Origin of the sequence: Candidatus Avelusimicrobium aviculae, assembly GCF_949292495.1 — a bacterium.
GTDB lineage: Bacteria > Elusimicrobiota > Elusimicrobia > Elusimicrobiales > Elusimicrobiaceae > Avelusimicrobium > Avelusimicrobium aviculae.
In genome coordinates this window covers 1-13,304 of the sequence record NZ_CASEZB010000012.1, presented here as the reverse complement: position 1 = coordinate 13,304, position 13,304 = coordinate 1, and the positions used below count along the sequence as shown (strand labels likewise).

The window sequence follows — 13,304 nt, the reverse complement described above, 5'->3', positions numbered from 1 at the left end:
ATGTGGTATCGGCAGTGATAAACGCAGTGACTTAATTTGGTAAGTTCCATATTGAGATGGTACTAAATATGAAGATTTGGGGATACACACTCCATCCCTCGGGCTTACGCCCGGGGTTTATTGTGAGCAGTAGTTATAAACGCCCCTTGCGGGGCGTATCAACAAACAGCCTTTCAGATTACTGAGCGGCGGCCGGTTGTTCAGCCGGAGCGGCGGCTTCTTCAGCAGGCGCGGCTTCTTCGGCAGGCGCGGCTTCTTCAGCGGCAGCAGATTCTTCAGCGGGAATAACTTCCACTTCTTCCACCGCAACAGCTTCTTCCACCGGGACAGCGTCTTCCTGGGCGGCATTGCCGCAGGCGGCTAATAAACCGGCGCTGGCTAATACGGCAAGTAACATCATGATTTTTTTCATAATAATAACCTCATCTAGTTTTATTTTTATTTTTTATTATCATAGCATTTTATCGGTATACCAAGGAAAGAAATATTTAATTATTTATATAATTTATATATGACAAAACACGAAGAAGAAGCCAAACAACTTTTTTTAAAAGGGCATGCCTGTTCCCAGGCTGTATTGGGAGCTTACGCCAAAGAACTGGGCCTAGATGAACAAACCGCCCTGAAAATGTCCCTGCCTTTTGGCGGCGGCATTGGACGTTTGCGTGAGACATGCGGCGCGGTAAGCGGCATGTTAATGGCGCTGGGGTTGAAATACGGCCAGGCGGACGCCTCCCCCGAACATAAAGCCCAAATGTATGCCCGCGTGCAGGAATTGGTGCGCCGGTTTAAAGAAGAAAACGGCTCTATCATCTGCCGGGAATTATTGGGCCTTTCCAAACCGGAAGGTTCCCCGGTTCCCGCCCCCAGAACGCCCGAGTATTACAAAGTGCGCCCCTGTGTGGAAAAAGTGGGCTGCGCCGCGCGCCTGCTGGAAGAATACTTAAAAGAGCAGGAAGAAAAACAAGCGGACAATTAACAATCGCTTCAAGTGATGAATATATAAAACCCCGGGTTTACGCAAAAACCCGGGGTTTAAAATTTACCTAACGGCCTCCGCCGCCTCCGCCGCCAAAACCGCCGCCGGAGAAACCGCTTCCTCCCGAACCGCTGGAACCGGACGACTGATTGACCGCCGCCGTAAAACCAGACACCACGGAGCTTAACATCCCCACATTGCGTAACATCAACCCGCGGCTGTGTATAGCTTGAGTGAGGACGGCCTCGTCCATATGTTTTTTAAAGGCCTTCAGCCATTTGCTTTGTACGCCCAACGCATAGGCATAGGGCAAATAATCGCAAAACACTTGCGCCGCCTGCGCCGGGTTAGACATTTCCACCCGTCCCCCTTCCCCAATTTCCAAGTACTCCTTAAAGCCTTCTATTTGGTCCATAATAAGACGGCCCTGCTTGGTATAGCTTTGTATCCAGCAGGCAAAAAAACCGCCGGAAATACTAACCAGCATAATTCCTAACCATACGGGAAGCGGATAAGCCGTTTCTTCTAACACCGCGCGGACAAATACGCCTAACATAAATAGAATAGCTACCGCTCCCAACGTGCCCAAAACGGTTTTTCGGCGCGCGTTGGCCCAAATATAAGTGACCGCCGTAATAAACACCCCAAGCATTGCCGACGCTATGGAAGGATTGCTAATTCCCCCCACTAACAAGAAAACACCTAAAGCCGCCAGCGTGGCTAAATTGTATTTCCAGTTAAACACAAAATACTGTTTGCCGCCCCGTTGCTGCAGACATTTGGATAAACCAAGCTGCGCTTCTTTAAATATAAAGCGGGAGGCCATGCCCATCTGCACCTCTGTTCGGCCGTGGGCAAATATTGTGTCAAGTACGGCCTTTTCTTCCAAAGACAACATATCCGCGTCTTTATTCTTTAATGTCAGCGTGTATTTGGTACCGGAAACAAAAGAAGTGTCTTCTTTTATTTCCAACGCGCCTTTTACCGCCAAGCTGGTAATGCATACCGCCAACGAAGAGTTAGACATGCCCATATAATACACATAATTCGTCATAACGGCAGAAAAGCCTTCCGGCGGATCAAACAAGCGGATAACCCGCGCGTCCGGGTCTTTGCCCACCCGGCGCCAGCTGACGTAATAAAACCCCCATAATAACAAAATAACCGCTAAAACAATGCCAAACACCACGTTTTGCTCATTGCGCTGCCACCAGCCCAGCGCCGGGGGTTCCACCACGCCTTTTTGCCACGGGACGGCCACCGTAAGCCCTTGGCGGGGCGCTAAAGGGGAAGGCGTCCAAAACTGTAAATTTTCCCGCACGGCCGGATAGCCTTTCTGCCCATAATACCCGATATAAGAGGATATACGCCCCTCATCGGCCTGGGCACCTTGCGGAAGATCCAACTCAAAAACCGCGCGTTCTATAGGAAAAACCCACCCATTTCCGGTTACGTTCCAGTAAAACTCGTCATACTCTGGGAAAAAGCGCACCACATTTTTCATCATATAGGTCAAACGATAGGTGTGCGGCCCGCGGGGGATGAAATGATCGTTCCCAAAATTAACGCGCAAGAAATCTTTGTGTTTTTCTATAAAAAACGGATGCGGCGCTCCGTCCATTTCCAAAGACAATACTTCCACCGGCACTTTGGAACTATTAGGCAAATCCCGATAAATGCCGCGGCGGATGTTTTGATGTTGCGCCACAACAGATATTTCCTCCTGCACCAAAGCGGTGCCTTGGTTATCCACACGCACGTTAGACGCAAACTGCGTAATGCGCTCCTGCGCCCATGCGCCGCAGGAAAAAAACGCAAACAAAACGGCAAAAAGAAGTTTCTTCATGCTTTCCCCCTTTTGAACTATTGGTTTTATTGTAGCAATTTTAAAAACTTTCATATAATTTAACCATATGTTAAAAAGCTTTCCGCCGGTAATAACCCCGCAAAGCCGGTTTATGATAATAGGCAGTATGCCGGGAAAAGCCTCTCTGGAGGCGCAGGAATATTACGCCTATAAACACAACGCTTTTTGGCCTATTATTTTTGACGTTTTTGCCCCGGGCCGGGCCCCGGCAGACTATGCGGACAAACTGCAAACTTTGCTTCAGCACGGCGGCGCGTTGTGGGACACCCTAGCCGCCTGCCGCCGAAGCGGCAGCTTAGACGCCCATATCCGGGACGGGAAACCAAACGATTTTATCCGTTTGTTTAAACAATACCCCACGGTGAAGACATTGCTTTTTAACGGGCAGGCCGCACATCAACTTTTTGTCCGCCATTTTGGGCAAATACCCGGAAAAACATATCTTTTGCTGCCTTCCACCAGCCCGGCAAACGCGGCTCTCTCTTACCCGCAAAAGCTGGCTATATGGAAAAGCGCCCTCCAACAAGCCTGTGTATAAAAGGACATAATAACATGGTCATTTTATTTTTTGCCTCTTTTTTAGCCGCCACCTTGTTGCCAGCCCAATCCGAAGGAATTCTGTGGTGGCAGTTATACACCGGAAATTGGCCCGCCTGGGCGCTGATACTCTGCGCCACCGCAGGCAACGTATTGGGAGCTTGGGTAAACTGGTGGCTGGGAAAGTGGGCTTCTTCTTTATGCCATAAAAAGTGGTTTCCGTTTTCCGATCAACAACTTCAAAAAGCCCAGCGCACCTTTAACCGTTACGGCCGGTGGACGCTTCTTTTTGCCTGGGCCCCCGTAATAGGAGACCCTCTTACCGCCGCCGCGGGCATATTAAACGTGCCTATGCGGGTATTTTTGCCGTTGGTTACCGTGGGCAAGGGGGTACGTTATATCATGATTTGGTGGCTGTTTTTGGCGTGGAAAAGCGGGATTTAGCGGTACATAATGGCGCGAAACTCGGCCGTTTTGTTAATGTCTTTAAACATCCAGCCTTTTTGGTCTTCATCGTATAAAGAATCAAAATTGCGGAAATTATGTTTAATGGCTTTTTCCAAATTTTGATAGGTATTTTTTTTATCTTTTGCGCTAAGCCAATAAACCCCCGCCAAATTAATGTAAGGCGTAGGGGCGGAAGACTCTAAACGAATAGACGCTTCCAAATCTTCTTTGGCTTGTTTCCACTTCTTTAAATTCATATACGCAAAACCGCGGTTATTGTACGGAATGGACCATTTGGGGTTTAACTCTATGGCTTTGTTATAATCTTCCACCGCTTTGGTAAAGTTTTTCATTTCTTCATATACCAAACCGCGGCGGTTGTAATAGGTAGCGTCCTTGGAGTCCAGCGTAATCAGCGTGGTAAAATCTTCCAGGGCGGCCTCTAAATCCCCCATTTCTTTAAACGTATCCGCCCGGCGCAAATAGGCGGGGGTGTAGGTAGCGTCCCGGTTGACGGCTTTGCTGTAAAAAGAAACGGCCTCATCGGGCTTTCCGGTAAGCTGTTCTATACGGCCTTGCCAAAAGAGCATTTCCGGGCTGTCCGGCGTGCGCTTGGCAAGAGAGGCAAGTTCTTTGCGGGCTTTATCATATTTATACGCGCCGATATACGCCTGCGCCAGCGCCAAAGAAATCTCCGGCGTAGCACGGCGGCGGCCCAAATATTTTTGATAGTCCGCCACAGCCGCGTCATATTTTTTAAGCTCCATTTCCACACGGGCGCGGTTTAAATAAAAATCCCGGTAGCTTTTGTTAAGTGAAATGGCTTTGGTTAAATCATCTTCCGCCAAGGACCAGCGGCCCATATCCATATACGCCAACGCCCTCGCATAATAAGAAAATGACAGTTTAGGACTCAACTTAATGGTTTTGGTGTAATCGTCAATAGCCTGTTTGTAACGGCCTTGGGCGCGGTACGCGTCCGCCCGCAAGTGGTATGCCTTGCGCAGCTTGGGTGATTTTTTAATAATGCTGTTTAACATTTTAATTTGTTTGGCCGGATCTTTTTCCGCTTGGGCGGACGCCAAGGACGGCACCGCCGCAAACGCATAAGCCGCATAACACACGCATACCACAGAAAGCCATATCTTAGACATATTCATATTAAACAATTATTTTCCCATAAAAACAAACCAAATACTGCTGCCAAACAATAAAACCCCTACAAAATATAAAAACCACAATAAAACCGTACAAATCAAAGACATATTTAAAAAAATAGCCCCAACCAATGTAACCCGGCTGGCAAAAACAGAACCCATGCTTACGGTCGTACCGGAAACATCCATTACCCTCTTTATTAACACCGATTTGGCAGCAAAAGACACCAGCCCCAAAAAAACATTGGCCGCCATTGCCGCAACCGAGCGCAAATTGGACTTTTTTAACTCCGCTATCACTTCAGTCAAGTTGGTAGTCAGTAATAACTTGGCTTGGTCTTTAGCCAGTCCCTCGTCCATACTGTCTATTTTAGCGGCAATTCGTTCTTTTACTGCCCCAAACAGCCCGTATAACAAATCTTCCACCCGTTCACTGGCGCCGCGCAAAGCAAATAAACCCGCCGTCAGCAACGCATAAACAAAAGCAAAAGAACCGCATATCAAAAAAATGATTCCCGCCCATAAACCAAGCAATATGGGGGCATTTGCCAGCCATGGCCTCCCGGTTTGATATGCCGATATACCCACCGTTACAAAAATAACGGCTCCCAGCAACATATGAGGCAAAAAAACCCATGTCAACGCCTGCAGCAAAAACCGCAGGCAAGCGCGCAGCGCCTCCCGGGCGGCAGAAAGGGAATTTTGCCCGGATAACTTAATCTTCATGCCGGCAGTGCCCGCAGCACCCGTGGCAAACGTGTCCTTTTCCCTGCTTGGAAACAGAAGGCACGCAGGAAGATATTTTCACCATTTTGCCTAATTTTTTATCGTACACGTAAGTACCTGTATTATTTTCTTTCATATTTTTATTATACCAGTTTCCCGCCCGGCTCCCGGCAGAAATGCTATAATATTTTATAGAAACACCGCGGGATAAAAACCCTCCCAAAGGATTTCTTGAAACCCCTACACAAAAATGTTAAAATATTTGGGTAGTAAGAATTTGAGGTAGATTTCCGCGCCCATAGCTCAATGGATAGAGTGTCAGCCTGCGGAGCTGAAGATACAAGTTCGATTCCTGTTGGGCGCACCATTTAAACCACGCGAAAGCGTGGTTTTTTATTGGGGCGCAAGGATTATTTCCGTTGGAGAACACCGCATTTGTAGCTACAGAGTGAACTTGTCCGCCGTATCCTTACAATACGGCCTAGGGCGCACCATTTAAACCACGCGAAAGCGTGGTTTACTGGTATTTAAATGCCGGCATTAATTGCGTTTTAAATGAATTTTTTGCATGCAACAGGTCTATTTTTTCTTTAAAAGAAGGGTTATCACACACACCGGTGCGGATATACTTGTCCAAGGCGGCGTAAGTAAAGCCCAGTTTTTCTTCATCACTTTTACCGGTAAGACCGTCCGAAGGGGCCTTTGTTACCAAATAATCAGGCAGGCCCAAAACTTTTCCAATTGCAATTACTTCCGTTACCGTAAGATTTAAAAGCGGGGCAAAATCCCCCACGCCGTCCCCATAGCGGGTTGAATACCCCACCCAAGCTTCAGACAGGTTAGACGTATTAACCACCCTGCCGTTGACGGACTGCGCCACCGCATACAAAGATGCCATTCTAAGCCGGGGCGCCAAATTAATACTGCTTTGCCGGCTGACATTTACCTGTGTTGCTGCTTGGGCCAAAATATCATCATAAGCGGTTTTTATATTAATCAGAAAATTATCAATTCCTAAATGGCGGCAAACCGCTTTAGAATCCTCTATATCCCGTTGTATGCCGTTAGGCATCAACACGCCCACCACACGGTCTTTTCCTAACGCTTTTACACAAAGAGCCGCCACCACCGTACTGTCTTTTCCCCCGGAAATACCTACCACCGCCTTACAGTCTTTTCCATTTTCCTCAAAACACTGGCTTAACCAGCGCACTAAGCTCTTAGTTACTTGTTCTGCGTTAAAAATCATTTTCAAACTCCATTAACCACAATAGAATAATTTTTGAATAATACAAATTCTTTTTTATTTTACTTTCTTTAAAAATATTTTTCAGGCCTCTTTTTATTTTATTCGGGAAATAAAACGCCCCCACATTATTCCCAGCGCAACTGAAAGGTTTCGCACCATAATTTAGATTCCAGCAAAGTGTTTTTAACCACTTCCGCAGGGATGGCAGGCGCCTCTTGCGGGTATTGCAAAGCCAACTGCCTGAGGGACTTAAAATAATCCAACACGATTAGCTTAATCCCCCCCTCTTCATACAATTCCAATTGACGTGAAGAATTATGAAAAATATGAGAAAATTGATTTTTCCCATGAAAAGGATGCAAAGAACCGGGTGAATCATTGTGCAAATCAGAAAACTTAATAGCAAAAAATTCTTTTTTTTCTTGCGAAGCTTCTTTCATATCTTTATAAATATGCCGCAAAGTGGTCTTATTCACAATATGATGCACGCCGCGGTAACCAGCGGAGTCTGGAACCACTTTCCATTGTTCTTTATAGGCCGGATCAATCGCCGCGCTTGTGCGGGAAATAATCGTTAACAAGTGCAAATAGTGATAGCTGCCCCAAAGCGAAGAAGGGCTTTGCAGCGGCGGGACCTTATACTTTGCCACAATATTCACACAAGGAATCTCTATCTTATATTTTTTATAAGAAAGAAGATGAGAAGCCGAAGATATGCACAAACTCATCGGACCCTTTAAAGAAACTACCCGGTTGGCTAAGGCTGACGAAGCGGCAGGGGCCTGCATTTGGCGGGTGATTATCCTTACAGGCGCCTTGTTTTCAGACAGTTTGCCCGTCATCAGGAGAATTTGGTACGCGCTTTGCCCCCGGCATACCGAAAAACCACAAAATAAAAAAGCCGTCAAGAAAATAAAAAAACGGGCAAACGCGTGAGGTAAAAAATTCATAAGCTCCCCTTGTAAAAATTTTCCGGCGGCTTTTTCCGGCGGCTTTTAAATAATTATATAGAAAATAAAATAATGCTTAAATAACAATCACTTTACGCTAACAATTTTATTCTCCCACAAATCATATTTATAGCGTTTTTTAGTCTTATCAGAGCGGGAACGGTTTTCCATTAAAATTTTACCATCATCCTCCCAATACGCGCGGCGGGTTGTGGTTAGTACATAGCGTGCCTGGGGCAGGCCGCGTATAGCCTGCGCCACCTTGGATTGGGAAAACTTATAATCAAAGCCTTGCTGCCATAATTGGCGCATATTTTCATCATAAAGCGTTACTACGGACACATACTCATCCACATTCATATTAGCCAGCGTGCGGCCTTCCACCACCAGCGGAAACTGAGCCTGCCCGTTATTATGGTAAGCTTCCACCAATACATTTAAAAATTTGGCAGACATGGCAAACCCAATATCGCAGCTTTCCCCGGCTTTTTCATATACGCTGCCGGTATGGATACCCACCAGCTCGTGACGGGAATTTAATACAGGACTGCCGCAAAAACCAGGCCGTTTATCACGCGGAACGGGTATAGTAGTGCGGAAAGACAAATAAGATTCCGCCAAAACTTCCCGCGGAATATCCGTTTCCGTTCCGGAAGCAAACCCGTGGGAGTACAAAGGCTCCCCTTTACGCACATTAGGCTGAACCGTAAGCGGGGTTAAAAAGGCCTCGTCCTGCGGGCGGAATTTAACAAGCGCCATATCCAGCATACTGGGAGCAGACACTTGCACAATTTCCACCGGGAAACGTTTTCTTTCCCCATTGATGTGCATAACCACAACAAAATTTTTATGCAACGCGTCTGAAGAGTGGGAAATATCCGGCGCGATGGTATGGGCGGCCACTACACCAAAAATTTCATCCTGTCCGTTATATTTGGTTTTAAAAACCGTGCCGGAAAACACGTTGGAAAACGGGTCGTCATTTTCAGACGCGCGGAAAGTAGCCCCGTCCAACCGGCCGGATTTTTTTAACACATTAATTTGAGCTTGCAAGGCTTGGTTTTGTTCCTGCAAAGAGGCGATGCGCTGTTCTAAAGACTGGCGGACTTTATCCGAGGAAGACTCTTTCGTCATCGCGTCCGCCGCTTTGGAAGCCCGCGCCGGCACGGCAAACAGCCTTTCCGCCGCTTGTTGATAGCCAGGATTTTTTGCATTTTCTAACAACCGGCGGGAAAGTCCTTTCCCGGCCGCGGAACCCTGGGCAAAAACGCCAGAATAAGAAATACACAAGACAAGAAAAATAAGCGCATAACGCATAAAAAGCCCTCTTCAATAGAATATTGTTTTTTTGTGTAAAAAACAAGGCTAGAAAAGTATTTTTTCAATTTCTTTTCCCTGTTTCCAGTCAAACCATACGGTACGAATGTTTTGGCTCTCTTTCATAACAGTTGCCGGGCCAAAGGCTCCAAACGGCTGGCTCCAGCTGGTTTTTCCAATCCCTAGCTTGATATAACGCACGCTGGGCAACAAATTAAGCTGTGCTTCTATCTGGCGGGGAGAATACCTCCCCTCAAAAGATCTATGCCACAGCACCCGGCCTTGTTCATCCATCAGCTCCGCGTAGGAAATAAATTCATCCACATTAATTTGGGTAATGCGAACCGCGTTAAGCAGAACCGGGAAAACAGCCCGCCCATTATTATGATACGCCTTCACCAATACCCTTAACATGCTAGAAGATACAACATAACCGGTATCATCCGCGGGATTTTTTAAAGCAGAGGAGCTTCCCGTGTGAATGCCCACCAATTCATGTTGATTGTTTAACACGGCGCTGCCGCATAGCCCGGCCCGGCCCGGTTTATCCAAAGAAATGGTGGTTTTGATTAAACCCGGGGATATACTTTTTACCGTGCGGGAAGAAAGCGTCATCGGCAGTCCGCAGGCAAAGCCGTGGGAATAAAGTTCCTTATCCGCCAGACGGACATTTCCCATAACCAAAGGCTGGAACAAAGCCTCATCTTCCTTACGGAACTTCACCAATGCCAAATCCAACATTTTACTGGAAGAAGTCTGCACCACTTGAACGGGTATTACAAATACGTGGCCCTCTCTCTGCACGGCCGCCCGAAACTCTTTACCCAACAAACCGGGCAAGCCGGGCTGTTTGGCCAACGTATGGGAAGCTATAACGCCAAAAATCTCTTCTTCCCCCAGGTAATTGATTTTAAAAACAGTGCCGGAATAGGTATTAACGGGGGAGGAGCCGTCCGGTATAGCCTGGAAAACAGCCAAACGCGTACGTTCCTGCCCTTCTAAAAACAGCTTTTCCTGCAATAAAGCCTTTTGTAAATTTTCCAATTCCGCCAAACTGCGGCGCAATTCCTCCAAAGAGGGCGCCGCCTGACGCTGGATAGAATACGAAGACCCGCGTAACTTTGCAGGAGCCAGCCCCTTCACCAGCTTAGCCGCTTTTCTGACGGATTCCTCAGAATAAGACCGTGCGGCTTCTCCCGCCGCTCTCTTATATAAATTTTTAGCATTTCCGCGCTGCGCCCAAAGAGGCGCCTGCGCAGACAAAAAAACGCCTGCCAGCAAAACCAGAGCGCAAATCTGTTTATTTTTTAATCCAAGTAGCATAATTTTATTATAAGTTTCTAGGCGTTGCAAAAACAGGGCCAAAAGACCTATCTTCACTATACTTTAGGACCTAGTTAAAAGGAACAGAAAAAGGACACGAAAAACGGGACGGAAACATCCAATACCACCCCGTGGAAGACCGCCAAAAAAACCATATCTTTTCCGCAATAGCGGGCAATTACGGGCAAAGTAGCGTCCATGGAAGTTACCCCCCCGGCGCAAATAGGGGAAAGTTTTCCAAAATATTTCACCAGCAGCGGGGTAAAAAGTAAGGTAAACATTTCCCTAATCATATTAGAAAGCAAGGCAACCGTTCCCAACTGCCCGGCAAGCGCCGGCCCCAAAGAGGCTTCTTTTAACTGGGTAATCAAAATGGAAGAAAGGGAATAATACCCAAACCCGCTGCCGACGGCCAAATAATCCGCCCACCCCCATTGTTTTAGAATAAACCCCGCCAAAGCGGCACCGGCCAACGTGCCAATTGCCGTTCCCAAGGGCAACAGCAGCATTTTGGGGCGCAAAGAACGCAAGATTTGTTTTAACTGTCTGTCACTGCCTAAACTCATCCCTACAAAAAGCATGAGCGCGTACAATACCCACAAAGCAGCCTTGTCCGCCGCAAGCTCATTAGGGAAATACACCCCCGCCGCGCAGCCTAAGGCAAAAAAACCTAAAACAAGTAAACTGTTTTTCATTTCTCGCGCCTCCACCAGCGCCACAACCCCCAGGCGCAAAAAATACTGCCCAGCGTACCCGCCATAGAAATAACAAACGCCTGCCCCCCTAAAGAAGCCAGCTGCCCCAACAACCCTTTATTGGCCCCAATGCTAAAACCCATTAAAAACAACAAAACGAAAATAACCGCGCTTATCGTGCGGGGCAGAGCAAGCGTCCACGCGTGGCGGCGCAAAGCGTAACCTAAAGCTATCCCCAAAAACATAACAGAAATTAACGCAATCATTGTCCCACCTAAAAAAATACCCCTCACAGGGGTATTTATATTTTATCAAATTGTCTCTTACGCGAGACGGGAATCCCTGCCATTACAGGCGGCTTCCCGTCTTATGCGGTACTTTTCCATGGGGCATATTCCCCGTTTCCATTACGGGAACTTACAGATACAACAGCTTAAAGCCAATGCTTACGCCCCAGTCTTTCTGGTCCCAATTTCCGCCGGCATGCGTACTGACGTTTACATAAAAAGCCGTGCCCTCATTTACCAAAGTACCCAGTTCCAACTCCGGGGCAAATTCACTGCGCATGTCATTTTCAAAATCCACATAATAATACAAGTTGGTCAACGCATACCACTGGGAAGGCGACGTATACCCCAGCGTAAGCCGAGGGCGGGCGTAATTGACGTCGGCGCGTGCGCCGTCCCCCGCCACGGAAACATAATGCTTATATTCCCAATGCATATAAAACTGGTTGGGGAACGTGATAACCGCAAATGCGGTGGGGCTCATAACCAGTTTTCCGGTGCCCAGTTCGTCCTTGGTGGCGGTAGGGGCCAGCATTTCCATTTTAACGCCCAGGCCCAGCATATCGTTAGCCTGATAAAGCCCGGTGGCCGATAAACTTACGTCCCCAATACCGTTTACCGATTTGCCCGGTGCTTCATAGCGGGCGAGGGGCAACTCCACCCCCCAGTTGTAGTTTTCGTTAATTACCCGATAGGTTTTTAGCGTAACTGTATTCAAAGAAACACCGGCTTTATCATCAATAACGGTTAAAGCCGGGTTAACCTCCAAAGTGGTTATGTTTTCAGTTGGCTTTACCCCAAAGTGCCAAGTATCCTGCAATTGGGCCCACGCCGGGGCGGAAAACCCTAACAAAACGGCTAAACCCACTGCAATTTTTTTAATAATCATAATGGTTTATCGTATCCCTTGTTTACAGTTTACGTTTTTTTGGCCGCTTGTCAAGCGTGATTTATAAAGGGGAACCCGCACTGTGCAGGTGCGGGTTCCCTTGGGGCGTAAACTCTCGGCCATGAAAAAACCGAAAGCTACGTAAAACTAATTACCAACCGTTCTTACAACGATCACACACTTTCTTTATGATATATTTCTGTTTATAGACATTTTCTTTTGGAGCTTGTACTCCTACAGAAGTTACACAACCTCTCGCCGAAGGACGACCAGATGTAGACAACCAATCATATTTACAACCCGGTCTACTAAACCGTTTTTCCTCCAACCAAGTGCACTCCCCGGTGCCTTCACTAGGATGAATGCTTACAAGATAATCGGGACTATTGCATTGCTTACCAGTGGCATAATTATTAGCTCCAACAACTTCCCACCGGCAAGTAGAAGGGCCAACCTGCTGACAAGAGGTAGATAGTGTAGATACTAATTTTCTATTTTCTGTAGTATGTCCTGTAAGGCGGCAATCACAATCGGTATAACAAACAGGATCCGTAGTATCCGCTAATGCACAGCATTCACTCTTATGGTTAGCTTTATAGGTTGCATCACTACAACCTTCTACACAATTTCTAGAGGATTCTTCCCATGCACACACGTCTAAACTAGTATTATATTTGTAAGTGATGGATCCCACATATCCGGCAGGGCAGCTTTCCGTTTTGGTCAAGTTAGACGGCTGCCCCGCGCATTTACAGCTGCTATTGTCGCCATAAGTCCAGGTGCAGGTATCGTGGTTGTACGTATCCGTGATGGTACCCGTCCACTTGCTGTTTTCGCCAGAGCATTGGCGGGTTGTTGTACTTTTGCCGCTATACTGCACT

16 protein-coding genes and 1 tRNA gene are annotated in these 13,304 nt (G+C 47.2%); 4 read left to right on the top strand and 13 right to left on the bottom strand.

Annotation, left to right across the window (positions count from 1 at the left end; translation table 11 throughout):
• Window positions 1–178: 178 nt before the first annotated feature.
• Window positions 179–412: a hypothetical protein gene (locus ACQY33_RS02825; RefSeq protein ID WP_428073728.1), complete on the bottom strand. Its 234-nt coding sequence runs from the start codon at window positions 410–412 to the stop codon at window positions 179–181.
• 99 nt (window positions 413–511) lie between these two features.
• Here ACQY33_RS02825 and ACQY33_RS02820 point away from each other — a divergent pair, with 99 nt between their 5' ends.
• Window positions 512–979: a C-GCAxxG-C-C family protein gene (locus ACQY33_RS02820; RefSeq protein ID WP_428073726.1), complete on the top strand. Its 468-nt coding sequence runs from the start codon at window positions 512–514 to the stop codon at window positions 977–979.
• A gap of 67 nt (window positions 980–1,046) precedes the next feature.
• On the opposite strand, the gene ACQY33_RS02815 is transcribed toward ACQY33_RS02820, so the two are convergent.
• Window positions 1,047–2,825 (bottom strand): DUF2207 domain-containing protein, encoded by a 1,779-nt coding sequence (locus tag ACQY33_RS02815; protein WP_428073724.1) that lies wholly within the window; start codon window positions 2,823–2,825, stop codon window positions 1,047–1,049.
• Window positions 2,826–2,892: 67 nt separating this feature from the next.
• Here ACQY33_RS02815 and ACQY33_RS02810 point away from each other — a divergent pair, with 67 nt between their 5' ends.
• Both ACQY33_RS02810 and ACQY33_RS02805 read left to right on the top strand, forming a co-directional pair.
• Window positions 2,893–3,384, top strand: a complete 492-nt coding sequence (locus tag ACQY33_RS02810) for a DNA-deoxyinosine glycosylase (RefSeq protein ID WP_428073722.1) — start codon at window positions 2,893–2,895, stop codon at window positions 3,382–3,384.
• 14 nt (window positions 3,385–3,398) lie between these two features.
• On the top strand, window positions 3,399–3,827 hold the full coding sequence (locus ACQY33_RS02805; protein ID WP_428073720.1) for a YqaA family protein: 429 nt from the start codon (window positions 3,399–3,401) through the stop codon (window positions 3,825–3,827).
• On the opposite strand, the gene ACQY33_RS02800 is transcribed toward ACQY33_RS02805, so the two are convergent.
• The 3 genes from ACQY33_RS02800 to ACQY33_RS02790 are packed head-to-tail and all read right to left on the bottom strand — an operon-like array spanning window position 3,824 to window position 5,849.
• Complete coding sequence (locus ACQY33_RS02800; RefSeq protein ID WP_428073718.1) at window positions 3,824–4,984, bottom strand: tetratricopeptide repeat protein; 1,161 nt, start codon at window positions 4,982–4,984, stop codon at window positions 3,824–3,826. The two genes, ACQY33_RS02805 and ACQY33_RS02800, sit on opposite strands and share 4 nt — an antisense overlap.
• Before the next feature lie 15 nt (window positions 4,985–4,999).
• Window positions 5,000–5,713 carry a hypothetical protein gene (locus tag ACQY33_RS02795; protein ID WP_428073716.1) on the bottom strand — a complete coding sequence of 238 codons (714 nt, stop codon included), beginning with the start codon at window positions 5,711–5,713 and terminating at the stop codon, window positions 5,000–5,002.
• Window positions 5,703–5,849, bottom strand: a complete 147-nt coding sequence (locus ACQY33_RS02790; RefSeq protein WP_428073714.1) for a hypothetical protein — start codon at window positions 5,847–5,849, stop codon at window positions 5,703–5,705. Before ACQY33_RS02790 ends, ACQY33_RS02795 begins: the two co-directional genes overlap by 11 nt.
• Window positions 5,850–6,005: 156 nt before the next feature.
• Between ACQY33_RS02790 and ACQY33_RS02785 the strand changes: the two genes are divergently transcribed.
• Window positions 6,006–6,080, top strand: a tRNA-Arg gene (locus tag ACQY33_RS02785).
• Between the two features lie 150 nt (window positions 6,081–6,230).
• Here the strand turns inward: ACQY33_RS02785 and nadE are convergent.
• The 8 genes from nadE to ACQY33_RS02745 form a co-directional block, all read right to left on the bottom strand.
• Window positions 6,231–6,962, bottom strand: coding sequence for an NAD(+) synthase (nadE, locus tag ACQY33_RS02780; RefSeq protein ID WP_428073712.1), 732 nt, complete (start codon window positions 6,960–6,962; stop codon window positions 6,231–6,233).
• Window positions 6,963–7,087: 125 nt separating this feature from the next.
• Entirely contained in the window at window positions 7,088–7,912 is an 825-nt protein-coding gene (locus ACQY33_RS02775; RefSeq protein WP_428073710.1) for a hypothetical protein, read from the bottom strand.
• An 87-nt stretch (window positions 7,913–7,999) separates the two neighbouring features.
• Window positions 8,000–9,229, bottom strand: a complete 1,230-nt coding sequence (locus ACQY33_RS02770) for a trypsin-like peptidase domain-containing protein (RefSeq protein WP_428073708.1) — start codon at window positions 9,227–9,229, stop codon at window positions 8,000–8,002.
• Window positions 9,230–9,277: 48 nt separating this feature from the next.
• Window positions 9,278–10,552 carry a trypsin-like peptidase domain-containing protein gene (locus ACQY33_RS02765; protein WP_428073706.1) on the bottom strand — a complete coding sequence of 425 codons (1,275 nt, stop codon included), beginning with the start codon at window positions 10,550–10,552 and terminating at the stop codon, window positions 9,278–9,280.
• A 74-nt stretch (window positions 10,553–10,626) separates the two neighbouring features.
• Complete coding sequence (locus tag ACQY33_RS02760; protein ID WP_428073704.1) at window positions 10,627–11,247, bottom strand: lysine exporter LysO family protein; 621 nt, start codon at window positions 11,245–11,247, stop codon at window positions 10,627–10,629.
• On the bottom strand, window positions 11,244–11,513 hold the full coding sequence (locus ACQY33_RS02755) for a LysO family transporter (RefSeq protein WP_428073702.1): 270 nt from the start codon (window positions 11,511–11,513) through the stop codon (window positions 11,244–11,246). The genes ACQY33_RS02760 and ACQY33_RS02755 overlap by 4 nt, the downstream gene beginning before the upstream one ends.
• A gap of 151 nt (window positions 11,514–11,664) precedes the next feature.
• Window positions 11,665–12,423 (bottom strand): hypothetical protein, encoded by a 759-nt coding sequence (locus ACQY33_RS02750; protein WP_428073700.1) that lies wholly within the window; start codon window positions 12,421–12,423, stop codon window positions 11,665–11,667.
• Window positions 12,424–12,574: 151 nt separating this feature from the next.
• The coding region (locus ACQY33_RS02745; RefSeq protein WP_428073698.1) for a hypothetical protein at window positions 12,575–13,304 on the bottom strand (730 nt) is incomplete at its 5' end.